The 24,130-nt window shown below is 72.4% G+C and carries 25 protein-coding genes and 1 pseudogene; 13 read left to right on the top strand and 13 right to left on the bottom strand.

Annotation, left to right across the window (positions count from 1 at the left end):
- Positions 1–44: 44 nt before the first annotated feature.
- Positions 45–1,516, bottom strand: a pseudogene (locus ACQP0U_RS03445) (trypsin-like peptidase domain-containing protein).
- A 299-nt stretch (positions 1,517–1,815) separates the two neighbouring features.
- On the opposite strand from ACQP0U_RS03445, the gene ACQP0U_RS03440 reads away from it, so the two are divergent.
- Positions 1,816–2,385 carry an O-methyltransferase gene (locus ACQP0U_RS03440; protein WP_145786483.1) on the top strand — a complete coding sequence of 190 codons (570 nt, stop codon included), beginning with the start codon at positions 1,816–1,818 and terminating at the stop codon, positions 2,383–2,385.
- Positions 2,386–2,389: 4 nt separating this feature from the next.
- Here the strand turns inward: ACQP0U_RS03440 and ACQP0U_RS03435 are convergent, their stop codons facing one another.
- Positions 2,390–3,865 (bottom strand): leucyl aminopeptidase family protein, encoded by a 1,476-nt coding sequence (locus tag ACQP0U_RS03435; RefSeq protein ID WP_433320576.1) that lies wholly within the window; start codon positions 3,863–3,865, stop codon positions 2,390–2,392.
- Between the two features lie 147 nt (positions 3,866–4,012).
- Positions 4,013–4,180 (bottom strand): DUF3117 domain-containing protein, encoded by a 168-nt coding sequence (locus ACQP0U_RS03430; protein WP_007455245.1) that lies wholly within the window; start codon positions 4,178–4,180, stop codon positions 4,013–4,015.
- Between the two features lie 190 nt (positions 4,181–4,370).
- Between ACQP0U_RS03430 and ACQP0U_RS03425 the strand changes: the two genes are divergently transcribed.
- The 4 genes from ACQP0U_RS03425 to ACQP0U_RS03410 are packed head-to-tail and all read left to right on the top strand — an operon-like array spanning position 4,371 to position 8,599.
- A complete protein-coding gene (locus tag ACQP0U_RS03425) occupies positions 4,371–5,189 on the top strand; it encodes a PaaX family transcriptional regulator (RefSeq protein WP_091394799.1) in 819 nt (272 codons plus the stop codon).
- Positions 5,190–5,193: 4 nt separating this feature from the next.
- Positions 5,194–5,985 (top strand): enoyl-CoA hydratase-related protein, encoded by a 792-nt coding sequence (locus ACQP0U_RS03420; protein WP_433315705.1) that lies wholly within the window; start codon positions 5,194–5,196, stop codon positions 5,983–5,985.
- A 59-nt stretch (positions 5,986–6,044) separates the two neighbouring features.
- Positions 6,045–7,343, top strand: a complete 1,299-nt coding sequence (locus tag ACQP0U_RS03415) for a DUF1800 domain-containing protein (protein WP_433315703.1) — start codon at positions 6,045–6,047, stop codon at positions 7,341–7,343.
- A 14-nt stretch (positions 7,344–7,357) separates the two neighbouring features.
- Positions 7,358–8,599, top strand: coding sequence for a DUF1501 domain-containing protein (locus ACQP0U_RS03410; RefSeq protein ID WP_433315701.1), 1,242 nt, complete (start codon positions 7,358–7,360; stop codon positions 8,597–8,599).
- Here the strand turns inward: ACQP0U_RS03410 and ACQP0U_RS03405 are convergent.
- A complete protein-coding gene (locus ACQP0U_RS03405) occupies positions 8,596–9,219 on the bottom strand; it encodes a hypothetical protein (RefSeq protein ID WP_433315699.1) in 624 nt (207 codons plus the stop codon). The two genes, ACQP0U_RS03410 and ACQP0U_RS03405, sit on opposite strands and share 4 nt — an antisense overlap.
- Positions 9,220–9,232: 13 nt before the next feature.
- On the bottom strand, positions 9,233–9,814 hold the full coding sequence (locus tag ACQP0U_RS03400; protein ID WP_433315698.1) for a DNA-3-methyladenine glycosylase I: 582 nt from the start codon (positions 9,812–9,814) through the stop codon (positions 9,233–9,235).
- 113 nt (positions 9,815–9,927) lie between these two features.
- Between ACQP0U_RS03400 and ACQP0U_RS03395 the strand changes: the two genes are divergently transcribed.
- Positions 9,928–10,848: a sterol desaturase family protein gene (locus ACQP0U_RS03395; RefSeq protein WP_433315696.1), complete on the top strand. Its 921-nt coding sequence runs from the start codon at positions 9,928–9,930 to the stop codon at positions 10,846–10,848.
- Here the strand turns inward: ACQP0U_RS03395 and ACQP0U_RS03390 are convergent.
- A complete protein-coding gene (locus ACQP0U_RS03390; protein ID WP_433315694.1) occupies positions 10,793–11,290 on the bottom strand; it encodes an SRPBCC family protein in 498 nt (165 codons plus the stop codon). The two genes, ACQP0U_RS03395 and ACQP0U_RS03390, sit on opposite strands and share 56 nt — an antisense overlap.
- The gene (locus ACQP0U_RS03385; protein WP_433315692.1) at positions 11,287–11,937 is read right to left on the bottom strand and encodes a DivIVA domain-containing protein; all 651 of its coding nucleotides are present in this window, start codon (positions 11,935–11,937) and stop codon (positions 11,287–11,289) included. Before ACQP0U_RS03385 ends, ACQP0U_RS03390 begins: the two co-directional genes overlap by 4 nt.
- Positions 11,938–12,093: 156 nt before the next feature.
- Here ACQP0U_RS03385 and folP point away from each other — a divergent pair, with 156 nt between their 5' ends.
- On the top strand, positions 12,094–12,963 hold the full coding sequence (gene folP, locus ACQP0U_RS03380) for a dihydropteroate synthase (RefSeq protein ID WP_433315690.1): 870 nt from the start codon (positions 12,094–12,096) through the stop codon (positions 12,961–12,963).
- Positions 12,964–13,030: 67 nt separating this feature from the next.
- On the opposite strand, the gene ndhC is transcribed toward folP, so the two are convergent.
- Positions 13,031–13,408: an NADH-quinone oxidoreductase subunit A gene (ndhC, locus tag ACQP0U_RS03375; protein ID WP_433315688.1), complete on the bottom strand. Its 378-nt coding sequence runs from the start codon at positions 13,406–13,408 to the stop codon at positions 13,031–13,033.
- A gap of 701 nt (positions 13,409–14,109) precedes the next feature.
- Between ndhC and ACQP0U_RS03370 the strand changes: the two genes are divergently transcribed.
- From ACQP0U_RS03370 to ACQP0U_RS03360, 3 genes are all read left to right on the top strand, one after another.
- Positions 14,110–15,006, top strand: a complete 897-nt coding sequence (locus ACQP0U_RS03370) for a hypothetical protein (protein WP_433315686.1) — start codon at positions 14,110–14,112, stop codon at positions 15,004–15,006.
- Positions 15,007–15,286: 280 nt separating this feature from the next.
- On the top strand, positions 15,287–17,134 hold the full coding sequence (locus ACQP0U_RS03365) for a 2-oxoacid:acceptor oxidoreductase subunit alpha (protein ID WP_433315684.1): 1,848 nt from the start codon (positions 15,287–15,289) through the stop codon (positions 17,132–17,134).
- On the top strand, positions 17,127–18,161 hold the full coding sequence (locus ACQP0U_RS03360; protein WP_433315682.1) for a 2-oxoacid:ferredoxin oxidoreductase subunit beta: 1,035 nt from the start codon (positions 17,127–17,129) through the stop codon (positions 18,159–18,161). Before ACQP0U_RS03365 ends, ACQP0U_RS03360 begins: the two co-directional genes overlap by 8 nt.
- A 70-nt stretch (positions 18,162–18,231) precedes the next feature.
- Here the strand turns inward: ACQP0U_RS03360 and ACQP0U_RS03355 are convergent, their stop codons facing one another.
- Positions 18,232–18,876 (bottom strand): FMN-dependent NADH-azoreductase, encoded by a 645-nt coding sequence (locus ACQP0U_RS03355; RefSeq protein ID WP_433315680.1) that lies wholly within the window; start codon positions 18,874–18,876, stop codon positions 18,232–18,234.
- A gap of 82 nt (positions 18,877–18,958) precedes the next feature.
- On the opposite strand from ACQP0U_RS03355, the gene ACQP0U_RS03350 reads away from it, so the two are divergent.
- Positions 18,959–19,438 (top strand): MarR family winged helix-turn-helix transcriptional regulator, encoded by a 480-nt coding sequence (locus tag ACQP0U_RS03350; protein ID WP_433315678.1) that lies wholly within the window; start codon positions 18,959–18,961, stop codon positions 19,436–19,438.
- A gap of 112 nt (positions 19,439–19,550) precedes the next feature.
- On the opposite strand, the gene ACQP0U_RS03345 is transcribed toward ACQP0U_RS03350, so the two are convergent.
- On the bottom strand, positions 19,551–20,564 hold the full coding sequence (locus ACQP0U_RS03345) for a potassium channel family protein (protein WP_112603739.1): 1,014 nt from the start codon (positions 20,562–20,564) through the stop codon (positions 19,551–19,553).
- A gap of 175 nt (positions 20,565–20,739) precedes the next feature.
- On the opposite strand from ACQP0U_RS03345, the gene ACQP0U_RS03340 reads away from it, so the two are divergent.
- Positions 20,740–21,225, top strand: a complete 486-nt coding sequence (locus ACQP0U_RS03340) for a helix-turn-helix domain-containing protein (protein WP_433315675.1) — start codon at positions 20,740–20,742, stop codon at positions 21,223–21,225.
- Between the two features lie 137 nt (positions 21,226–21,362).
- Positions 21,363–21,962, top strand: a complete 600-nt coding sequence (locus tag ACQP0U_RS03335; protein ID WP_433315673.1) for a ClpP family protease — start codon at positions 21,363–21,365, stop codon at positions 21,960–21,962.
- 27 nt (positions 21,963–21,989) lie between these two features.
- On the opposite strand, the gene ACQP0U_RS03330 is transcribed toward ACQP0U_RS03335, so the two are convergent.
- The 3 genes from ACQP0U_RS03330 to ACQP0U_RS03320 form a co-directional block, all read right to left on the bottom strand.
- On the bottom strand, positions 21,990–23,216 hold the full coding sequence (locus ACQP0U_RS03330; RefSeq protein ID WP_433315671.1) for a primary-amine oxidase: 1,227 nt from the start codon (positions 23,214–23,216) through the stop codon (positions 21,990–21,992).
- A gap of 10 nt (positions 23,217–23,226) precedes the next feature.
- Positions 23,227–23,928 (bottom strand): hypothetical protein, encoded by a 702-nt coding sequence (locus ACQP0U_RS03325; protein WP_433315669.1) that lies wholly within the window; start codon positions 23,926–23,928, stop codon positions 23,227–23,229.
- 65 nt (positions 23,929–23,993) lie between these two features.
- Positions 23,994–24,122: a hypothetical protein gene (locus tag ACQP0U_RS03320; protein WP_357352364.1), complete on the bottom strand. Its 129-nt coding sequence runs from the start codon at positions 24,120–24,122 to the stop codon at positions 23,994–23,996.
- Positions 24,123–24,130 lie beyond the last annotated feature (8 nt).

Here is a 24,130-nt window from a genome sequence, read left to right as displayed (position 1 = left end):
ACTACGCACGCCGGACGGCTTTCGGGCAAGGGGTGCGCCGCTGTTCACTTCGCGTCCGCGGCGAGAGTTACCGAGGTGTTCTGCCGGGCGGAGCCCCGCCGATACTCGACGGTCACGACCGAGCCCGGCGCGTACTTGCGGACCAACGCGGTCAGGTCCGTCGGCTCGGTCATCGGCCGCCCGTTGATCTTGAGGATCACGTCTCCGACCTTCAACCCGGCGCCGTCCGCCGGGCCGGACGGCTCCACCTCGGCCAGCCGCAGGCCACCCCCGACAACCCCGGCCGGGCCGTCCGCCCGGGCGCCGATCACCGTACGCCGGGCCTTGCCGGTGCCGATGATGTCCTGGGTCACCCGCTTGGCCTGGTTGATCGGGATGGCGAAGGCGAGCCCGATGTTGCCCGCCTCATGCCCCTCGGCGACGAGCGACTTGATTGTGGAGTTCACCCCGACCACCCGGCCGGCGCCGTCGACAAGTGGGCCGCCCGAGTTGCCGTGGTTGACCGCGGCATCGGTCTGAATGGCGGCGTAGTAGCGCACCGGGCCGCCCGGCTCGCCGGCCTGCATCGTCCGGTCCAGGGCACTCACGATGCCGGCGGTGACCGTGTTGGCCAGCGACAGCGGCGAGCCGATGGCGAGCACGGGGTCGCCGACCGCCAACGCGTCGGAGTCGCCGAACTCCACGGGTCGCAGCCCGGGACGACTCACTTTGATCACCGCGATGTCCGACTCCGCGTCCTGACCGACGATGGTCGCCGGCGCGGTGCTGCCGTCATTGAAGACCACCGAGGCCTTGCCGGTGCCGCCGGCCACCACATGGTCATTGGTGATCACATGGCCGTCGGCGGTGGCGATGAACCCGGAGCCCTCACTCGTCCCGCCGAGGCTGCTCACCCGCACGGTGACCACGCTGGGCAGGACACGCTCGGCGACCCCGGCCAGCGACTCCGGTTTGCGCTGCGCCAGCGCCGGCACCTCCGCTGGCGCACCACCGAGGACCGTCGCACCAGCGCCACCGCGTACCGCGAAGGCGTAGCCCAGCGCGCCGCCGAGGGTGCCGGCCAGGAGCGCGGTGATCACGGGGATGAGCAACAGGTGGCGCAGTGTCGGCCGGCCCGGCGCGTCGGGGTCGGTGACCGGCTCGGGTTCGGTGCCGGGAGCCACCACCCCGGGCACCACCACCGCGGTCGGCGCTGCCGGGTCGCGCCACGGGTCGGCGAGCGCGTCCGACCACCAGGGCGACGCGTCGGCCGGACTGGGCCCTCCCGCAGCCGGTGCCGGCCAACCCGGTGCCGGCCCAACGTAAGACGCGTGCCCGCCGTAAGACGCCTGCCCGGCGGGAGGCGCAGGCCAGCTCGGTGCCGGCCCGGCACCTGACGGGGCGAGGGCGTGCGGTCAGCCCCCGGCGTGGTCGGCGGCCCCACCGACGGGGCTCCTGCCCCGGGCGGTCGCGCCGGAGCCGGAGTCTCACCGCCCCGGCGCCAGTCCCAGCCGTCGGTCACGTCGGTGCCTCCCAGTCCGTCCCCGGATCCCGCGCCGCATCGCCCGGCCACGGGCCGGTCTGGTCGCGGCTGACGGGATACCGCCTCCAGGATTGCACGGATGTACGCGGTGCAGTCAGCGGTTGCCCCGGTGATCGCTTCCGACGGAGGCGCGGCTGCGCCCCGCGACGGTCGCCTCTACGCTCACAGTGCCAACCCGCCCCCGCACCACGCACCGCCCCCGGAGGTGCCCCATCGCCACGGTCGCCGGTTCCGGCAGTTCGACGACGCAGGCTCAGCAGTTCGCCGAGTCGTACGTCACCGAGGATCTCGTCCTGCGTACCGCCCGCAGCCTGGCCCGGGAGGTGGGCCTCGACGCGGTCACCCCCGGCGCGGGGGCGGCGCTGCGGCTGCTGGCCGCCGCCGGCAATGCCCGTGCGGTGGTGGAGATCGGCACCGGCACCGGGGTGAGTGGCGTCTGGTTGCTGCGCGGCATGCGCGCCGACGGAGTGCTCACCACCATCGACGTGGAGGTGGAGCACCAGCGGATCGCCCGGCGGATCTTCGCCGAGGCGGGGTTCGCGGCCGGGCGCACACGGATCATCACCGGTCGGGCGCTCGACGTGCTGCCCCGGCTCGCCGACGGCGCGTACGACCTGGTGTTCGTGGACGCGGAGGCGACAGGTTTCCATGCCTGCGTGGAGGCGGCGCTGCGGCTGCTGCGCCCGGGGGGCGTGCTGGCGCTCAACGGTGTGCTGGCCAGCGGTCGGATCGGCGACCCGGCCGCCCGGGACGCGGAGACGGTGACGGTTCGCGAGACGATCAAGGCGGTTCGGGAGTCGGAGCACTGGATCCCCGCACTGCTTCCGGTCGGGCACGGGCTGCTCGCCGCCGTGAAGTGCTGACCCGTCAGCCGACGTCGGCGAGCCAGCGGAGCAACGACCGGACGCCCCAGCCGGTGGCGCCGCGGCTGACCTCGGCCTGGTCGCCGTCGGCCCAGGACGGGGCCGACATGTCCAGGTGCAGCCAGCGGTCCCGTAGTTCGCCGGTGAACTCGCGCAGGTAGAGCGCGGCCAGCACCGAGCCGGCACCCTGCGCCGGCGCGCTGTAGAGGTCGGCGATCTCGCTGCCGAGGTACTCGACGTAGTCGGTGTGCAGCGGCATCCGCCACGCCGACTCGCCGGCCGCCTCGGCCGCCGCCAGCACGCCGGCGGCCAACTCGTCGTTCTCGCTGTACAGCGCGGCAGTGCGCTTGCCCAGCGCCACCGAGTTCGCGCCGGTGAGCGTGGCCAGGTCGAGCAGCAGGTCCGGTTTGAGCTGCTGCACCGCGTACGCCAGCGCGTCGGCGAGGACCAGCCGACCCTCGGCGTCGGAGTTGGTCGTCTCGCTGGTCGTGCCGCCGTAGTGCCGGATGACGTCGCCGGGGCGGAACGCCGAGCCGCTGACCATGTTCTCGGCGAGCGGGGCCAGCGTGGTGATCCGGACCGGCAGCCGCAGCGCGGCGGCGCCCAGGGTGGCGGCGACGACCGCGGCCGCGCCGGCCATGTCCTTGCGCATCAGCTTCATCGACGCCACCGGCTTGATCGAGATGCCGCCGGTGTCGAAGGTGATGCCCTTGCCGATCAGCACCACGTGGGTGCGCGCGTCGGCGGGGTGCCAGTCCAGTTCGACGAGTCGGGGTCCGCTGGCGGAGCCACCCCCCACGGCGAGGATCCCGCCGAAGCCCTCGGTGGTCAGCTCGGCCGGGCCACGGACCCGCAGCCGCAGGTCCGGAAGATCGGCTGCGGCGGCGGCCACCTGGTCGGCGAACCACTGCGGGGTCTTCACCGAGGAGGGGGTGTTGGTCAGGTCCCGGGCGAGGTGGGTCATCGCGGCAGTGGTCCGGGCCGTGGCGACGGTGTCCTCGTACGCGGTCGGGTCGCCGAGCAGCAGGTCGACGTCGCTGAGCGCCGGTCGGTCGCCGGCCTCGGTGAGTCGGAACCGGTACGGGGCGAGCAGCAGCCCCTCGGTCAACCCGCGAACCGCGGCCGGGGTCACCTCGACCGGCAGCGCAATGGTGATATGCGTCTCAGCCGCGCTGGAGCGGGCCAGGGCCGCTCCGGCCGTCCGCCAGGCCGCCTCGTCGCCGGCACCGATGCCGAGCAGCAGCAGCCGGCCGGGGGTACGCCCGGGGCGCAGCTGGGTGTGGATCTCGCCGGCTCGGCCGTTCAGCCGGGCCGCCGACACCAGCGCGGCGGCCTCGTCGGCCGTGCCGTCCGGGGCCGCCACAGCTGTCGACACGGGCTCGGCCGAGGTGTCACCGTCCGCCGTCGAATCGGCGGGGCGGACGGGCAGGACGAGGACGTCGAGCCGGTCGGGCTCGGCGATCAGACGGATGGCGAGCACGCGGAACCGTACCTCCAGGAAAGTGTCGCGGGCCGGCAGCGAACCCGCCTGCCCGCAGCGTTGAAGACCCTGAGCCACCGGCGATTCCGGTGGCTCAGGGTCCAAAGAACGTTCCGGGCGGCGTGAGCCGCCCGGAGCACTCCTTACTCAGCCGGCCGCTGCCTTCAGTGCGTCACCGAGCGCGTTGGCCTCGTCGGGAGTCATCTCGACGACGAGCCGGCCACCGCCCTCCAGCGGGACCCGCATGACGATGCCCCGCCCCTCCTTGGTGACTTCCAGCGGACCGTCGCCCGTCCGCGGCTTCATCGCCGCCATGTTGTCTCCCCTCAGACCTACACCAGGGTCGGTGGGTTGCCCCACAGCCACTTCGTCACGACCACCCGCAACGGTCACGGGGGTGTCGACCAACGATTTTCCCTGATGAACACCGCCGGACCCAAACCGGAGCAGCATTGATGTAACAGCATCTAGCTTATCTTGAGAAGGCCTGTCACAATGTGCGGTCATGCAGGCACGGTCGGCACTCTTCGACCTGTACGGCGACCACCTCCGTCCGAGGGGTGGCCGGGCACCGGTTGCTGCCCTGGTCAAGCTGCTGGCGCCGCTGGGAATCGCGCCGCCAGCAGTTCGCACCGCCGTGTCCCGGATGGTGCGCCAGGGCTGGCTCGAGCCACTCCGGTTGGTCTCCGGGCCGGGATATTCGATCACACCGAAAGCCGCCCGGCGACTCGACGAGGCAGCGGCCCGGATCTACCGGACCGGCCGGGTCACCTGGGACGGCCGGTTCGATCTGCTGGTGTTGGAGGCCCCGGGCTCCCGGCGGGACCGCCAGCGACTCGCCGCCAACCTGAGCTTCCTCGGCTACGGGACGCTCGACGAGCAGACCTGGGTCGCCACCCGTCCCGCCGAGGATGTCGACCTGCTCCTCGCCGAGACCGGCATCCGGTTCGAGCGGTTCACCGCCTCGCACTTCTCCGGCACCCCCGGCGCGATGGGCGTGGTCCGACGAGCCTGGAACCTGGCCGAGATCGGCCGCGCCTACGAGCGGTTCGTCGCGGACCAACGCCCGCTGCTCGCCGCGGTCACCGTGCGCAGCAGCGACGAGGAGGCGTACGCGACGCGTTTCCGGCTCGTGCACGCGTGGCGTACGTTCCTCTTCCAGGACCCGCAGCTGCCCCCGGCGCTGCTGCCCGAGCGGTGGCCTGGCACCGCCGCGGCCAGCTTCTTCGACCGACACGCGGCCCGCCTGCGTCCGGCCGCCGACCGGTACGTCGAACAGTGCCTCGACGCCGGCAACCGCATCGTCCGACAGAAGGGTCGTTAGACACGTGACCGAGCCGCTGCTGGTCGACCGGACCGACGCCGTCGTCACCCTCACGCTGAACCGGCCGAACGCGATGAACGCGTTCGACGTGGCGCTCAAGGAGGCGCTGAGGGAGGCCCTGGCCGAGTTGGAGACCGACAGGTCCTGCCGCGCTGTCGTTCTCGCCGGGGCCGGCGGGTCGTTCAGCGCCGGTCAGGACCTGCGCGAGCACGTGTCCACCCTGGGAAACTCCGCGAGTGACCCGCTGGGCACCGTGCGGGCGCACTACAACCCGATCGCCGCCCGGCTCGCCAACCTGCCCAAGCCGGTGATCGCCGCGGTCCGCGGGATGGCCGCCGGGGCGGGCGCGTCGCTGGCGTTCCTGGCCGACATCCGCATCGGTGGTCCGAGCACCAGCTTCCTGATGGCCTTCGCCAAGGTCGGTCTCGCCGCCGACACCGGCGCCTCCTGGACGTTGCCCCGACTGGTCGGCCACGCCAAGGCGGTCGAGTTGCTGATGCTGGCCGAGCCGGTCCGCGCCGAGGAGGCCTGCCGGTTGGGCCTGCTCAACCGGTTGACGGACGACGACGAGCAGGTGTTGCCCGTCGCCCAGGAACTGGCCGCCCGCCTGGCCGCCGGCCCGACCGTCGCGTACGGGGCGATCAAGCGGCAGCTCTCCATCGCCGACGCCGGGACCCTCGCCGACGCCCTCGCGGCCGAGGCGCAGGCCCAGTCGATCTGCGGTGCGACGGCCGACCACCGGGCGGCCACTCTCGCCTTCGTCGCCAAGCAGAAACCGGTCTTCGAGGGACGCTGAACGCGATCCGGACGCCGCCCTTACCGTCCTCGAACAGGGGCGGCCTAGCGTCGGCCGGTATGAGCGATCGTGAAGCGGTGGCGCACCTGCTGCGCCGGGCCACCTTCGGGCCGACCGCCGACGAGGTGGACGCGGCCGAGCGGGCGGGGCTCGCGGCAACCCTGAACCGGGTGCTCACCCCGTCCGGCGCGGACCGGGGTGCGGCGGCCACGCCGATCCCGACGCTGCCCGCCGACCCGTACGCCGAGCTGACCAAGGATTCCACCCGCGAGCAGCGGCAGCAGGCCAACGCGGAGCGCCGTAAGCAGCTCCAGCAGGTCACCGAGTGGTGGCTGGACAGGATGGTGGCCGCCGAGGACGGGCTGACCGAGAAGTTGCTCTTCTTCTGGCACGGGCACTGGGCCACCAGCGCGCAGAAGGTCAAGTCGGCGCGGCTGATGGTGGGTCAGTTGGAGACGCTGCGCCGGCACGGCCGTGGGCCGCTCGGCCCGCTGGTAGCCGCGATGGTGCGCGATCCCGCCCTGATCGTCTGGCTGGACGGGCAGAAGAACACCCGCAAGGCACCGAACGAGAACCTGGCCCGCGAGCTGATGGAGCTGTTCACCCTCGGCATCGGCGCCTACAGCGAGGCCGACGTGAAGGCCGGCGCGCGGGCGCTGACCGGCTGGGTGGTCGACAGGCGTACCGGCGCCGCCCGCTTCGAGGCCCGCCGGCACGACCCGGGCGAGAAGAGCATCCTCGGGCACAGCGGCCGGTTCGACGCCGAGGCGTACGCCGGTCTGCTGGCCGCCCAACCGGCGGCGGCGACCTTCGTGGCCGGACGGCTCTGGTTCCGCTACGCGGGCACCGACACCCCCGCACCTGACGGTCTGGCCGGCGCGGACACCATCGCGACAGTGCGCGCGGTCTTCTCCGCACCGGCCTTCGCCCAGACCCGGGGCACGCTTGTGAAGCAGCCGGTGGAGTGGCTGGTCGGCGCGCTACGGCAGCTCGGCATCCGGCCGTCCGCGCTCCCCGAGCAGCAACGCCGACAACTGCTCAGCGGCCTCAACGCGCTGGACCAGGTGCCGTTGCGCCCGCCGAGCGTGGGCGGTTGGCCGGCCGGGGCCGCCTGGCTGACCACCTCCTCGTTGCAGGCCCGGCTACGGACGGCCGGCGTGCTCGCCGCCGCCACGGCACCGGCGGTGCTGGCCCGGCTGACCGCCGCGCCCACCGCCGGTCGACCGGACGCACTGGCCCGACTGCTGGTGGTCGACGGCTGGGGCGCACGCACCCGTGCCGCCCTCACCCCGCTGGCCGGTGAGCCCCGCAAGCTGCTGGCCGCCGGCCTGGTCAGCCCCGAATACACAGTCAGCTGAGCGGAGGAGTCGACATGGACACCCTGACCCGACGCAGGTTCCTGCTGACCAGTGGAGTGGTCGGCGCGGGCGCGCTGGCCGCCGGGGCCGGCGCGTACAGCCTGCGGGACCTGCTGGACACCAGCGGGGACCGCGATCCGCAGTCCCGCACGCTGGTGCTGGTGACCCTCTACGGCGGCAATGACGGGCTCAACACGGTCATCCCGTACGGCGACCCGGCCTACCGGGCGGCGCGCCCCGAGCTGGCGTACCCGGACGGGGAGGTGCGGCGGTTGGACGACGACTTCGGCCTCAACCCGGCGCTGGCCGGCCTGCACGAGCGCTGGTCCGGCGGCGGGCTGGCGATCGTGCGCGGGGTCGGCTACCCGAAGCCGGACCGCAGCCACTTCCGGTCGATGGACATCTGGCACACCGCGCAACCGGACCGGCCCGGCAACACCGGCTGGCTCGGGCGGTGGCTGGACCGGTCCGGTGGCGACCCCCGGTTGGCGGTCTCCTTCGAGCCCGCGCTCCCGCCGCTGCTGGCCGGGGCCCAGAGTGCCGGCGCGGCCGTGCCGGTGACCGACCGGAAGGCCGCCAAGGGGCTGCCCGCGGAGACGCTCACCGCGTTCGCCGCCGCGGAGGCCGGCGAGTCGGCGGCCCGGGGTCGAGCGGCCGCCTGCTTCGCCGACCTCCGGTCGGTGGACGAGATGATCCGCCAGGTACGCGATTCCGCCGACCCGGACACGGCGGACCAGGACGGCGAGCAGGCCCCGGCGACGGCCACCGGCGGGGCACGCACACCGCTGGACGCGCAGCTCGACCTGGTCGCGCAGTGCGTCGAGGCGGGAGTGTCCACGCGGGTCTTCTCGGTGTCGCTCGGCGGCTTCGACACGCACGCCGACGAGAAGCAGTTGCAGGCCGTCCTGCTGGGTCAGCTGGACCGGGCGTTGACCGGGTTCGCCGACCGGATGAGTCGCACCGAGGCGGGCCGGAAGGTGGTGGTGGCGGTCTACTCCGAGTTCGGCCGTCGGGTACGCGCCAACGCCTCGGACGGCACCGACCACGGCACCGCCTCGGACGTGCTGCTGCTCGGCGCCGGCGTCCGGGGTGGCTGGCACGGGGCGCCACCGAGCCTCACCGACCTCGACGACGGTGATCTGAAATACACCACCGACTTCCGGGACGTCTACGCCACGCTGCTGGAGCGGGTGCTGGACACCGACCCGGGCCCGATCCTCGCCGACTGGCAGGGGCGGGTGGACAAGCTGTTCTAGTCGTCCTCTTCCGGATCCTGGTTGGCCTGCTCGCCCAGCACGAAGGCCTGCATGGCCAACTCGTCACCGGCCGGTGAGACGAAGGCGGGCAGCTCACGTGGGCCCAACTCCTGCACGTAGGACCAGAACAACCGAACCGCCTCGGCCGGCGTGCCGGCCTCGATCGGCAGGTCGAGGCTGACCAGCCAGGTGCGCCGCGCCGGAGGCGGACCGAGCTGGTCGGCGAGCGCCCGGAAGGCCGCCGGCTCCAGTGCGGTGACCGGCCCGTCGAGCGTCAGCAGGTCGGCCGGCACCGGCTCGTCGAAGGCCCGCCGGGTGTACGCGACGACGAGCGTCCCCGGCTCGGTCGGGGACTGCGGGTCGTCCGGGTCTTCGCGGTGGCGTTGACCCGGCGCGCCGACCCGGCCGAGGGCCACCAGTCGTGGCGGCCCGTCGACAAGCACTGCCACCTGGTCTCCCGGCCCCGGCCGGGCGACGTCGCTCAGCCCGGTCAGCTCCAGCGTGTCGTGGTGCACGAGCCGCTCGGCCTCGTACCGCTCGGCGGGCAGCAGCACCGCCCACGCGCCCACCCCGTCGGCGTTGCCGGCCGCACCGGCCCGGTGCGCGGTCTCGGTCGTCATGCCTGCCATCTCATCACGCCGCCGGTGGGAGGGTGACATGACAGCCGACGATGTGGTCGTCGACCATTCCGGTGGCCTGCATCAGCGCGTACGCGGTGGTCGGGCCGACGAACCGGAAGCCGCGCTTCTTGAGCGCCTTGGCCATCGCCGTCGACTCCGGGGTGATCGGCGCGAGCTCGGCGAACGAGGCGGGACGAGCGGGGCGGGGCTCCGGCGCGAAGGACCAGAGCAGCGCGGACAACCCCTCGGGCAGCTCCAGTGCGGCACGGGCGTTGGCGACCGCCGCCTCGATCTTGGCCCGGTTGCGGACGATGCCGGCGTCGGCGAGCAGCCGGGTCACATCGGCGTCGTCGTAAGCGGCCACGGTCGGGATGTGGAACTCGTCGAAGGCCAGCCGGAACGCCGGACGCTTGCGCAGGATGGTCAGCCAGGACAACCCGGACTGGAACGCCTCAAGCGTCATCCGCTCGTAGAGCGCGTCGTCGCCGCGCAGCGGCCGCCCCCACTCGGTGTCGTGGTAGATGGCGTAGTCGGGGGTGCTCGACCCCCAGGCGCAGCGAGCCAGCCCATCGGGGCCGATCACCAGGTCAGTCACCCCGTACACGCTAGGGCATCCGTCCGACACCCCATTGCCACCGGCCGCCCGGCTGCCTATGGTGCTTGTTACCGACCGGTAGGTCGAGGTCACCCGACGGTGCGCCCCGACCGGTGACGGCGAGCGGAGGCCGCGCGGTGAAGGAGTTCCCGGACGTCATCGCCTGGTCGATCCCGGCCTTCGTGCTGCTCATCGTGCTGGAGCGGGTCTCCTACCTGCTGCACCGCGACGACGACGAGGTCGGCTACGGCGGCGTAGACACCGCGACCAGCCTGACGATGGGGCTGGGCAGCATCTTCGCCGACCTGCTCTGGAAGGTGCCGATCGCCGCCGCGTACGCGCTGCTCTACGCGCTCACCCCGCTGCGGGTCGCCGAGGTGTGGTGGACCTGGCCCCTGATCCTGCTCGCGCAGGACTTCTTCTACTACTGGTCGCACCGCAGCCACCACGTGATCCGCATCCTCTGGGCCTCGCACGTGGTGCACCACTCGTCGCAGCGGTTCAACCTCTCCACCGCACTGCGCCAGCCGTGGACCGGCCTGACCAGTTGGGTGTTCTACATCCCGCTGATAGTGGCCGGCGTCCACCCGGCCGTGGTCGCGTTCTGCGGCTCGGTCAACCTGCTCTACCAGTTCTGGATCCACACCGAGCGGATCGACAGGATGCCGCGCTGGTACGAGGCGGTGTTCAACACGCCGTCACATCACCGGGTGCACCACGCGTCGCAGGGCAGCTACCTGGACCGCAACTTCGGCGGCATCCTGATCGTCTGGGACCGGCTCTTCAGGTCGTTCGCGCCGGAACGGGAGCGCTGCGTGTACGGCCTGACCAAGAACGTCGGCAGCTACAACCCGGTCCGGGTGGCCTTCCACGAGTACGCCTCGATCGCTCGGGATCTGCGCGCCGCGGTGACCTGGCGACACCGCGCCGGGCTTCTCTTCCGCGCGCCGGGCTGGCAGCCGACACCGGGCCGCGGGGTCAGGGCAGCCGGCCCTGCTCGACCAGACGGGCAAACCTCTTCAGCGCCTGGGTGAGGCCGAGCTTGGAGCCGGGCCAGAGCACCGGCCACGCCAGTCGACCGGCCCGGCCGCCCGGCAGATGGAACCACTCGTGCCAGACCACCTGGGTGCGGGCCCGGCCCAGCTGGGTGCAGCGCAGCACCCCCGGGCCGCGCAGCAGTTGGCCGTGGTGCACCACGGCGATCTCGTACGGCTCGTCGACCCGGACCACCCGCATCTCGTCGCGCAGCGTCGCCCGGCCGAGCGCGGTGACCGCCTCGATCCGGCTGCCCTCGCGCCCGTCGCCCTCGACCACCCGGACGCGGGTGAACGGGATCCAGTCGGACTGACGTTCCCAGGCGAGCAGCGCGGCGAAGACCCGCTCCGCCGGGGCGTCGACGATCACCGTGGCGGTTACCTCACCGGCACCGGGTCGGGCCGCCTCCCGAAGATCGTCGGCGCCCTCCGGGTCGGTCACGCCGACTCCGACCGAACCACCGCGTCGCGCTGCTCGGTGCCGTCGGCGGACGCGCCGGCGGTCTGCTGCTCACGATCGGCCGACTCGTCGTCGGCCCGCACGGCGGCAGGGGCCACACCATCGGAGTCCGCCGGGGACGAGCTGGCGGCGGGCAACGGGCCGGGGGTCGTCGAGCCGACCGGGGCCGAGCCCACCTCGCCGGCCAGCGGCGCGTCCTTACCCGGCTCCGCTGCGTCGCCTGGCTCGGCCGTCTCGTCCGGCTCGGCCGCGCCCGCTGTCGGCACCTTGCTGGCGGACTGCTCGCGGGCCTGGCGCAGCACGTCCGCGTCGTCGGTGCGGCCTTCACGCAACGCGATGACCTCCGACTCCAGTACGCCGATCAGCTCGGACTTGTAACCGATGTCGTAGGCGGCACGGCGCATCGCCTGATCGACCTGGTCCATCCGGTACCCGCGCAACCCGGTGTCGAAACGGACCGCCCCCACGTCGGATTCGCGCAGCGGGCGGGTGCCCGGCAACGCCACGGCCTGCGAATCCGGCTCGGTCGGCACCAGGCCGGGATCACGGCCACTGACCAGCACCGTCACGCCGAATATCACCGCCGCGACGGTCAACGCCACGACCAGGAGGAGCAGAAGCTGACCCATGTACTGATCGTGGCATGGCAGCCGGCCGGGAGCGACCCCGCCACCCGCCCCGATCACGATCGGTGCCGACGCCCGCCCGGAATCGCGGGCGGGCGACCGACTAGCGTCGGGACCGGCCGACGCGGCGGCGACGGCGCGAACTTCCAGGAGGCGGGCATGGCCGGGGCGCTTCGGCTGGGTGGGCAGACGTTCGCCCCCGGCGAGCTGGTGGTGATGGCGATCATCAACCGCACGCCGGACTCGTTCTTCGACCGTGGGGCCACCTACGCCGCCGACAGCGCTCTGCGCGCCGTGGAGCGGGCGGTGGACGAGGGCGCGGCCATCATCGACATCGGCGGGGTCAAGGCCGGCCCCGGCGCCGACGTGGGCGTCGCCGAGGAGATCCGGCGCACGGTGGACACCATCGCCGCCGTCCGAGCCGCGTTCCCGGAGGTGGTGATCTCCATCGACACCTGGCGTGCCGAGGTGGCGACGGAGGCCGTGGCGGCCGGTGCCGACCTCCTCAACGACACCTGGTCGGGGGCCGACCCCACCTTGATGCGGGTGGCCGCGCAGACCGGCGCGGGCCTGGTCTGTTCGCACGCCGGCGGCCTGACGCCGCGGACCAGGCCGCACCGGGCCGCCTTCACCGACGTGGTCGCCGACGTGGTCGCGACGGTGACCGGGCTCGCCGAGCGCGCGGTGGCGGCAGGGGTACGCCCCGACGGCATCCTCATCGACCCGGCGCACGACTTCGGCAAGAACACCAGGCACTCACTCGAGATCACCCGTCGACTGGACGAGCTGACCGGGACCGGCTGGCCGGTGCTTGTGGCGCTCTCCAACAAGGACTTCATCGGTGAGACGTTGGGCCTGCCGGTGGCCGAACGGCTGGAGGGGACGCTCGCCGCGACGGCGGTCTCGGCCTGGCTGGGCGCCCGGGTCTTCCGGGCCCACCAGGTCGGCCCGACCCGCCGGGTGCTGGACCTGGTGGCCTCGATCCGAGGCGACCGCCCGCCCACGGCGACGCGCCGGGGACTGGCCTGACCGGTTGTCGCCGTAACCGACAGCGAACGGCCGGGCGGACCGACACGATCGCCGGAGGCCGTGGCGATCAGGTCCAGCGGAGGATGTTCCTACGCCAGGCGTAGAGGATGCCGAGCGCGAGCACCGCCACGAACACCGCCATCTCCACCACCGTCACCAGACCGAAGCCCGGCCGGTCGAAGACCACCGCCCAGGGGAAGAGGAACACCGCCTCGACCGCGAACAGCACGTACAGGTAGGCGTACGCGTAGTAGCGGATCTGCATCTGCGCCCAGTCGGCGCCTACCGGGTCGAGCCCGCACTCGTAGCTGGCCCGCTTGCCCGGCGGATCGGCCGGACGCGCCGGGCGTAACACCCGGTTGGCCGAGAACGCCGTAACGAAGAAGAGAACGCTGGCGAGCAACAGAAGCCCGAGCGTCGCGTACGAGCCCAGGTATCCGGTCACAGTCGGCAGCTTACCGTCCGCTCGGACGGGCCGTCCCAAACACGTTACGGATTTGTTTCCGGTTGGGACTAGTGCATCGTGGCAACTGTTACCGAATATTGGACACCCACCCATGTCACCGGAGGACAGATGGCCCGCGTGAAGGCATCGCCCGGTAACCGGGCGGAGGGGCGGCGTTCCACGCCCCTGCTGGCGACCGCGCTCGCGCTCGGCCTGCTCGCGGCGCTCGCCGTGGGACCGGCCTGGGCAAGCGCGGCCGCACCGGACGCGGACCCGATCGTGACATCGGCCGAGCCGGTCAACGAGCCGGGAGAGGAAGCGCCACCGACCACACCGGCGGAGGAGCCCACCCCGACCGAGGGCCCGGGCGGCGAACCACTGCCGACCGACCCGGCACCGGAGACCACGGCGCCACCACCGGAGACGACGCCACCAGCGCCGGAGACCACCGCCCCGGAGGTCCCCCGGCGCCGACCACCATCGCGCCCGCGCCGGGCGGCACCACCCGACCGCCCAGCCCGGGGCCCCCGACGGCGCCTCCGGTCCCGCCAACTCCCCCGGCCCCGCCGGTCCGTCCGCCCGCGCCGGGTTCGGCGGCGCCGCCGCAGAGCCCGCTGGGCGTACAGGTCACCACCGGCGACGTCACCCTCACCGAGGCGTACTGGAACACGGCGAGCACGGCCGCCACCCTGCAGGTCACGGTGCACAACACCGGCACCACCGCCCAACGGATCCGACTCTCGTACACGCTGCCGGTGGGGCTGACCGACGCCGGCACGAAGGGCTGCGCCGCCGCCGGTGGCGGGGCGTACCGCTGTGGGGCCTGGACCGCCGATGCCGGCGCCCGGTTCAGCACCGTGCTGCGCCTGCGGGTCGCCGGCACGGCGTGGAAGCAGATGCCGCTCAGCGGCTCCGTCCAGGTCATCGCGGACGCGCCGGCAGTGCCCGGCGAGGCGACCGACGACCAGGGCTTCGCGGTGCTCTTCCCACCCGGCCCGCCGGTGCCGGGGATCGCACTCGCCGCCGACGAGGTGGCCTTCGACATCAGCGGCGGCCCGAGCACCCTCGCGCTCCGGCTGGGCAACACCGGCACGGTGGACGCCGCCGGCCGGGTCGAGGTCGTCCTGCCGGCCGGGGTGACCGTGCCGACCCCACCGCTCGGCTGCGTGGCCGTCGACCCGACGCGTACCCGCTGCGACGCCGGCCTGGTGCTGGCGGGCACGACCGCCGAGGTGCGGCTGCCGGTGGAGGCGACGCCGCAGGCCCAGCGGGAAGCGCCGTTGTCAGGTGCCGTGATCGGTCAGCTCGACCCACGCAGCGGCCCGACCCGTCGGGTGCAGATGAGCTTCCGGATCACGGCGGCGGCCGCCCTGGCCACGCCCGTTGTCTCCCCGCCCGCGCCGACCGGCTCGCAGGGCGTACTCCCGGCCGGCGCCGCGACCGGAGACGGCGGGTTGACCTCGGTGGAGCGCACCGCGGTCATCCTGATCGCGGTCTCCACGCTGCTGGTGGTGCTGGCCCTCACGCTGGCCACGACCTCGCTGCGCCGCCGGTTGGGTGGCCCGCCGCCCGAGCCCGCGCCCAACCCCGCCGACTGATCGACTGATGACCCCGGCACCGCGCGGGCCGGGGTCATCGACGCGGCTCGGTGGTGATCTGAATTACGGCGGGCGGGGCGTAACACCGCAAAGGTGGGCATTTATCGTCCCGATCGGGTCCCAGTCGGCGGACCTCCGGGGATGGTTAGGGCTCCCTTAGACGTAGGCTCTCAGGTGAGGAACGACAGCGGCCGGACCAGCCTGGGCGGTGCGGTGAAGCGTTGCGTCAAGGAGGTTCCGTGGCCGGGCGAGCCCCGCAGTCGCGAACGAAGGTGGCACAGTGACCAAGCAGATCCGTCAACTCGACCGGGTGGTCATCCGGTTCGCCGGTGACTCCGGCGACGGCATGCAGCTGACCGGGGACCGGTTCACCTCGGAGACGGCGCAGCTGGGCAACGACATCTCGACGCTGCCAAACTTTCCCGCCGAGATCAGGGCGCCCGCCGGCACGTTGCCGGGTGTGTCGAGCTTCCAGGTGCACTTCGCCGACTACGACATCCTCACGCCGGGTGACGCGCCCAACGTGCTGGTGGCGATGAACCCGGCGGCCCTCAAGGCCAACCTGGCCGATCTGCCGCGCGGCGCGGACATCATCGTCAACACCGACGAGTTCACCAAGCGCAACCTGGCCAAGGTCGGTTACCAGACCAGCCCCCTGGACGACGAATCGCTTGCCGGCTACGTCGTGCACCCGGTGGCGCTGACCTCGATGACCGTCGGCGCGCTCGCCACCTACCAGGTGTCCAAGAAGGACGCTGAGCGGTCGAAGAACATGTTCGCCCTCGGCCTGCTCTCCTGGATGTACTCCCGGCCGTACGAGTCGACGCTGCGCTTCCTGGAGCGCAAGTTCGCGGCCCGCCCGGAGCTGGTCGCCGCGAACGTCGCCGCCTTCAAGGCCGGCTGGAACTTCGGCGAGACGACCGAGGACTTCGCGGTCCGCTACGAGGTCAAGCCGGCGAAGATGAAGCCGGGCACGTACCGCAACATCACCGGCAACGCGGCCCTCTCGCTGGGGCTGGTCGCCGCCGGGGTCCGCTCCGGGCTGCCGGTCTTCCTCGGCGCGTACCCGATCACGCCGGCGTCGGACATCCTGCACGAGCTGAGCAAGCACAAGCGCTTCGGCGTTCTCACCGTCCAGGCCGAGGACGAGATCGCCGCCGTCGGTGCCGCCCTGGGCGCCTCGTACGGCGGGTCGCTCGGTGTGACCACCACCAGTGGCCCCGGCGTGGCGCTCAAGAGCGAGACGATCTCGCTCGCGGTGGCACTGGAGCTGCCGCTGGTGATCGTGGACGTGCAGCGGGCCGGCCCGTCGACAGGCATGCCGACCAAGACCGAGCAGGCCGACCTCAACATGGCGCTCTACGGTCGGCACGGCGAGGCGCCGGTCGCGGTGATCGCGCCCCGGTCACCGTCGGACTGCTTCTTCGCGGCGCTGGAGGCGGCCCGGATCGCGCTGACCTACCGCACCCCGGTGATCCTGCTGTCCGACAACTACGTCGCCAACGGCTCGGAGCCGTGGCTGCTGCCCGACGTGGAGTCGCTGCCCGACCTGCGGGTCGAGTTCGCCACCGAGCCCAACGGCGAGGACGGCACCACCTTCCTGCCCTACCTGCGTGACCCGGAGACCCTGGCCCGGCCGTGGGCGATCCCGGGCACTGCGGGCCTGGAGCACCGGATCGGCGGCCTGGAGAAGGCCGACAAGACCGGGGACATCTCCTACGACCCGGCCAACCACGACTTCATGGTGCGCACCCGGGCCGCCCGGATCGAGACCATCCCGGTGCCGGACATCGAGGTGGAGGACCCGGACGGCGACGCTCGGGTGCTGGTCCTCGGCTGGGGCTCGACGTACGGGCCGATCGGCGCGGCGTGCCGCGGTGTACGCCAGCGCGGCCTCTCCATCGCCCAGGCGCACCTGCGGCACCTGGCACCGATGCCGGCCAACCTCGGTGAGGTGCTGCGGTCGTACGACAAGGTGGTCATCCCGGAGATGAACCTGGGCCAGCTCGCCCACGTCATCAGGGCCCGCTACCTGGTCGACGCGATCAGCTACATCCAGGTCCGCGGCCTTCCGTTCACGGCCGCCGAGCTGGAGACGACGCTGGAAGAGGTGCTGAAGAATGTCTGAGCCCGTCGCCGTCAAGCTCACCGCGAAGGACTTCAAGTCCGACCAGGAGGTGCGCTGGTGCCCCGGCTGCGGTGACTACGCCATCCTGGCGGCCATCCAGCAGTTCATGCCGGAGCTGAACATCCCCCGGGAGCGCACCGTCTTCGTCTCCGGGATCGGCTGCTCGTCCCGCTTCCCGTACTACATGAACACCTACGGGTTGCACTCGATCCACGGTCGCGCCCCGGCGATCGCGACCGGCCTGTCGGTGTCCCGGCCGGACCTGTCGGTCTGGGTGGTCACCGGCGACGGCGACGCGCTCTCCATCGGTGGCAACCACCTGATCCACGCGCTGCGGCGCAACGTCAACCTCAAGATCCTGCTGTTCAACAACCGGATCTACGGCCTGACCAAGGGTCAGTATTCTCCGACGTCCGAGGTCGGCAAGATCACCAAGTCGACCCCGTCCGGGTCGGCGGACGCCCCGTTCAACCCGCTCTCGCTCGCCCTCGGCGCGGAAGCCAGCTTCGTCGGCCGCACCATCGACTCCGACCGTAAGCACCTCCAGTCGGTGCTGCGGGCCGCCGCGGAGCACGAGGGCTCGGCCTTCGTGGAGATCTACCAGAACTGCAACATCTTCAACGATGGGGCATTCGAGCAGCTCAAGGACCCGTCCACCCGGGACGACTACCTGATTCGCCTGGAGCACGGGCAGCCGATCACGTTCGGCGCCGCCGGGCGGTTCTGCGTGGTGCACCCGCCGGGCGGCTTCGGCCTGGAGGTCCGGGACACCAGCTCGGTCAGCCCGGAGGAGATCGTCGTGCACGACGCGACGGTCACCGACCCGGCGTACGCCTTCGCGCTGTCCCGGCTGCCCGGCCTGGACCTGCGCAACACCCCGATCGGGGTGTTCCGCTCGGTGGACCGACCGTCCTACGACAGCGTGGTGCAGGCTCAGCTCGCGGCCGCCAAGGCGACTGTCACCGAGACTCCCGAGCAGCAGCTGGCCGGCCTGCTGGGCAGCGGCGACACCTGGACGATCATCTGATCAGTCGGATTTGACGAGAGCGGCCGTCCCCGGGACCGGGGGCGGCCGCTCTCGTCGTACCGGCACCGCCTCAGCGCTGGGCGGTGGCCGGCGTCCAGAGGTTGTCGATCTCCTTCTCGGTCGCCGCGAGGCTCGCCTCGTGCAGCGGGATCAGCTCGGCCATCGCCGGCACCGAGGGTGCCAGGGTCAGCTCGGTGCTGATGAAGCGCGGCTCCAGGCCGGTCATCGACAGACCGTGTGGCAGCCACTGCTCCGCGTGGTCCCAGCCGTGGCGCGGGGTGCCCTCGCCGTAACCGCCTCCCCGGGTGGCCAGCACCACGAACTCGCGTCCGCCGAGCAGGCCCTCCTGCGTCGTCGGGTCGTAGGTGAGCCCGGCGACGATCAGGTGGTCGACCCAGGACTTCACGCTGCTGGGGGCGCCGTAGTTGTAGAGCGGCAGCCCGAGCAGCACCACGTCGGCCTGCTTCACCTCGTCGACCAGCCGCTCGCTGAGCTCCCAGGACGCGCGCTGCGCCGGGCTGTGCTGGTCCGGTGGCGTCATCCGAGCCAGGCCGCCCTCCGAGTCCAGGTGCGGCAGCGGCTCAGCGCCCAGGTCCCGGTAGGCCACGGTGCCGTCCGGGTGGGCCGCACGCCATGCGTCCACCGCGCGGGCGGTGAGCCGCCGGCTGATCGACCAGTCACCACGGATACTCGAGTCGATATGCAGCAGGTGCATTATTCCTCCTCTAGGAATCGTCTGTGCAGCACCAACTATTTATAGCAGGCCGATGTTCCCCTGGCTCGGTAGACTGGGTCACATGTCCGCCCTGCCGCTCGACCCCTCGGAGCACCGCTCGGGCGCACTCCTGGACCATCTGGCCCGGCGGATGCGGCTGCGGTCGGAGTCGGTGCTGGCGCCACTGGGGCTACGCCCCCGGCACCTGGTCGCGCTCACCGTGCTGCGCGCCGGTGGCGGCACCGGTCAACAGGCGCTCGCCACCATCCTGGAGATGGACAGCACCAACATCGTCGGGCTGCTGAACGACCTGGAAGCGAAGCAACTGATCGAGCGAAGGCGCTCCCCCGAGGACCGCCGCCGACACGTCGTCGAACTCACCGAAGATGGGGCAAAACGCCTCAGCGAGGCCGAATGCGCCCTGGCCGGCGCCGAGGACGAGGTGCTGGGCGCGCTGAATCCCGCCGAGCGCGAGACACTCTACGAGCTGCTCAGCCGGGCCTCGACCAGCACGCCGATCAGCTGCACCGAGGCGATCTGCGCCACCGACGACCGCTGCTGACGCCGCGCCACCACAGCGGCGGAGCCGGCACAGCGGCCAACAGCGGCGGAGCCGGCACAGCGGCCAACAGCGGCGGAGCCGGCACGCGAGATCGCCAGCGCGGGTGAGGCGATCAGGCGGTCGTGGCCGACTGGGGGCGGTCGTCGCGTACGTGCACCAGCATGTCGCCGGTCTCGATCACCGCGCCGGCCCGGTCGGCCAGGGTGACCACCTTGCCCCGTCGCACCAGGGCGATCACCAACGATTCCAGCTCGCGCGGGGAGCGACCCACCTCGTCCCGCTCGGCGGAACGCATCGCGAGCGCCATGCCCTGGCCGGGAGTGAGCAGATCCTCCACCACGTCGATCAGCGGCGGCGCCGAGGTGGACAGGCCGAGCAGCCGGCCCGCCGTGGCCGACGAGACGATCACGTGGTGCGCACCACTCTGCTTGAGCAGCGGGGCGTTCTCCGCCTCCCGCGCCGCCGCGATGATGCGGACCTGGCCGGCGGTGAGCTGCCGCACCGTCAGCGCGACAAGCACGGACGCGTCATCGCTGTCGGTCGCGATGATCACGGCCTTCGCGTTCTTGACGTGCGCCTCGTTCAGCACCGACGACCGGGTCGCCGAGCCCTCGATAGCCACCAGCCCAGCGGAGGTGGCCTGCCGCAGGGCGGCGGCGCTGCGCTCCACCACCACGATCCGCGAGCGGTCCAGACCGTTCTCCATGAGGGCGGAGACAGCGCTACGCCCCTTGGTGCCGTAGCCGCAGATGATGACGTGGTCCTTCACGGCTCTCCTCCACCGCGACAGGCGACGGCCGGTCCGGTACTGCTCGGTCAGAACTTCCAGGGTGGTGCCGACCAGGATGATAAGGAAGATCACTCGGGCCGGGGTGATGAAGAGGACGTTGACCAGCCGGGCCGACGGCGCGGCCGGGGTGATGTCCCCGTAGCCGGTGGTCGAGAGCGACACGACCGCGTAGTAGAAGCAGTCGAGCAGGGTGAGGCCGTCCTCATTGACGTCGCGGTAGCCGTCCCGGCCCAGGTAGACAGCGGCGACCACGGCGAAGACCAGGCCCAGGGCGGCTGCGAGCCGAAGGCTCAGCGCGCTCAGTGGGCCCCGGCGCTGCGCGGGAAAATGGATCACTGTCGAACCTGCTCCCCCGCCGTCGCCTGCACGCCCACAACATAGCGGGTACGCCATTGATCGCACGCCCGGGTCGCGGCGGACAACCGGCGCGGGCCCGGACGGGTCGGCCCGGACGGCCGGGGACGGGCATGATGAGGGTGTTCCCGACGACGACCGCGAAAGTGAGGCCGGCATGTCGTTGCTGCGACGAGTCATCGGCGGAGTGCTCCGTCGACTGCGCCAGAGCCAGGGCCGCACGCTGCGCGAGGTGGCCGCCTCCGCCGGGGTCTCCGTGCCCTACCTGTCCGAGGTGGAACGGGGCCGCAAGGAGGCCTCCTCGGAGGTGCTCGCGGCGATCTGCCGGGCGCTCGGCATCCGCCTCTCCGACCTGCTGGAGGAGGCCCGCGACGACCTGCGCCGGGTCGAGCCGCGCATCCCGGCCGCGCCACGGGCGGCGCTGACCCGGTTCGAGCGGGCCACTGTCGCCCGCCACGAGGCGGGCCAGCACACGCTGCGGAGCGGCGGCCCGATCCTGCACCGGGCCCCCAACGCGGGCGGGCCGACGCTCTGCGTCGGGTCCATGGCCTCCGCTGGCGGCTCGCGCCCCGGTCCGCGTACCTCCGCTCTGTTGGGCTGCGCGCGGGCGCGGGCGGGTGCGCGGCGGGTGACCGTCGCGTAGGCCGCGCGGGTTCTGCCGTCGGCGGATCTGCCGGCGGCAGAATCACTGGGCCAGGCACCGCCGTCGCCCGCACGCTGGAGGTGCCGGTCCACCGGGCGGTCCCCGCCGCCCGCCGGCACGGCGGAGGGCGGCGGCACATGATGAGGTACGGCACCCACATGCTGGAGGGCGGCCACCCGTCCTTCGGTGATCACGTTTTCGACCGACTGCTCCGGGAGCGGATCGTCTTCCTCGGCACCGAGGTGACGGAGGAGTCGGCCAACCAGATCTGCGCGCAGATCCTCCTGCTCGCCGCCGAGGACGCCGACCGGGACATCTACCTCTACATCAACTCGCCGGGCGGTTCGGTGAGCGCGGGAATGGCGGTCTACGACACGATGCGCTACGTCCGCAACGACGTGGCGACGCTGGCGCTCGGGTTCGCCGGCTCGATGGGGCAGTTCCTGCTCTGCGCGGGCGCGGCCGGTAAGCGGTACGCGCTGCCGCACTCGCGGATCATGATGCACCAACCGTCCGGCGGAATGGGCGGGACGGCCGCCGACATCACCATCCAGGCGGAGAACATGCTGCACGTGAAGCGGACGATGCAGGAGCTGATCGCCCAGCACAGTGGACGGACCCTCGACGAGATCCAGCGGGACTGGGACCGGGACCGCTGGTTCACCGCCGAGCAGGCCCGCGAGTACGGCCTCATCGATCAGGTGGTCACCCGAGCCGAACAGCTACCGACGCTCTGATCGCCGGGTCGGCCAGCACCGCCCCGGTCAGGGGCGGCCGTTGATGCTCGCCCGCGCGCTCGGCGCCAGCGGATTGGTCGCGGTCAGGTCGCGGGGCAGCAGGTCGAAGCCCTGCCAGTGCACGCGCATCGGGCTCTGGTCCTCGTCGCGCGGCAGGTGGTGGAAGCCGATCCGCACCCAGAGCACCGGGTCGGTGAGCGCCTCGCCGTTCACGTAGTCCACCACGGACCGGGCCGCGCACTCCGGGTCCAGGTTGAACGAGGCGAACTTCTCGCACGCGCGGGCCTCGGTGACGGTCAGGTCGGGCGCCATCTCCGGCCGGCTCTCGTAGTCGTCGTTCGCGCCGGTCACGAGCTGGTAGGAGCGTGGGTGCCCGTCGGCGTTCGGCGCGGCGTCGCTGACCACCCGCCACCACCTGCGGTTCGCGCCGGTCAAGGCCCGTTCGGTGGGGATGGCGGTGCGGGTGGTGGCGAGGATCGCCGAACGGCGGCCCTGCTGCCCCGTTGGCGCGGTGTCGAACTGCTCGATCCGTTCGCTGCCCAGGCCGGGATCGACACGCCAGACCGCGTTGTGGTGGTGCGCGGCGGCGTGGTCGGTGGTGCCCGGACCGATCGGCCGGCCGTACCGCTCGGAGGTGTAGTCGGTCGGGGACAGATCGCCGGTCGCCCCGAGCCGGGCGGTGAACCGGCCGTCGTCGCCGAAACGGTATTCGGTGACGTACTCGTACCAGCCGACCTTCGACACGGTCCGCAGCACCAGGTCGACGCCCTGGCGGGAGTAGAGGTAACCGTCGTCGGCGACACGCTGCGCCGGGCCGGTGGGCTCGGCGACGACGCAGAGGACCTTGCCGCCGTCGTACGCCGCTCGCCGCGACCCGCCGGGGCACTCGCGCTCAGGCAGCCGCTGCATCGCGTCGCCGCCGAAGCCGAACGAGGTGATGTCGTTCCACTCGGTGGTCCCGGTGTCGTAGGGCACGTTGAGCTGGCCGAGCGTCACCGACTCCAGCACTGTGGTGACCGGGCCGCCGCGGAAGCTCAGCCGGACGTCCTCCAGCACCAGGCCGGTCTGCGGGTCGACGTGCCAGCACATCTGCCAGCGGGCGCCGCCGGGCAGCGTTTCCCGGACGGTGGCCGCCGCGCCGCAGGCCGACGTGGCGGGTTCCTCGGCGTGGCCGGCGCTCGCGCCGGCCAGCCCGGAGGCCAGGGCCAGGGACAGTGCGGCGGACAGGGTGAGGGCCAGGGTGCGCCTGGTCATCGCGGGCTCCTCAGGGCAGGCGGACGACGGTGCCGGCGGACAGGTCGACGATCAGGTCGGTGAGATCCACGTAGGGCTCGCCCGGCCGGTGCAGGAGCAGCAGCACGCAACGGTGCACCCCGCACGGCTCGCCGGTGTAGGTCTGCGCGCCCGGCTGAAGCTCGGCGGCGGTGGCCGGCGCGGTGCCGGTGGCCTGCCGGAACCGCTCGCGCATCAGGTCGCCGAGGTCGTGGCGCCAGAGCATGTCCACTGCCGTCGCCACCTCCCGGGGTGTGGCCGGCGGCTGCATGCCGGTGGCGGCGAACGTGCCGGTGATCTGCCCGGCGGTGAGGTCAACGGCGACCTTGACCAGCTTGTCGCCGCGGTAGTCGTAGGCGAGCACGTCGGCTCGGCGCGCGGCGTCGTCGCCGTCCGCGCGGCGGACGGTCAGCAGCTCCGGCCCGGCCGCTCCGGTGACGTCGGTGGGCCCATCCGGCCCGGCATCCGCCAGCCCGGCAAGTGCCAGCTCGCGGGCGCGGGTGGTCTCGGCCGGGGTGAGCGGATCCCGTCCGGTGCCGGTGGTCGGCACCGGCGCCTCGGGTGGATCGGTGATCCGCGGGACGGCGGGCGCGGCACCGGGATTCTCCGCCCCTGCCGACGAGCCGAGCATCCAGCCCAGTGCCCACATCGCGACCACCGCGGCGACCATGGCCGCGGCTGTTCTCTTCTGCATGTGCCGGCCCCCCATGGGTGTGCCGGGCCGGCCGGTGGCGGCCGGCCGGCCCGGATCGTGCGGTGCTACTTGTTGCGCGAGCGCAGGAACAGGATCACGACGATGGCGACCGCGACGAGAACGAAGAAGCCGATCAGCACAGGTGTGGCGACTGGTGACTTCGGTCCGCCGACCACGGCGAGGTTTTCGAGCATGTCCAGCT

This window comes from Micromonospora sp. CA-269861 (genome assembly GCF_050948505.1).
Classification (GTDB): Bacteria; Actinomycetota; Actinomycetes; order Mycobacteriales; family Micromonosporaceae; genus Micromonospora.
Note: the sequence above shows the minus strand (reverse complement) of the source record. Positions and strands in the feature narration are given on the sequence as shown.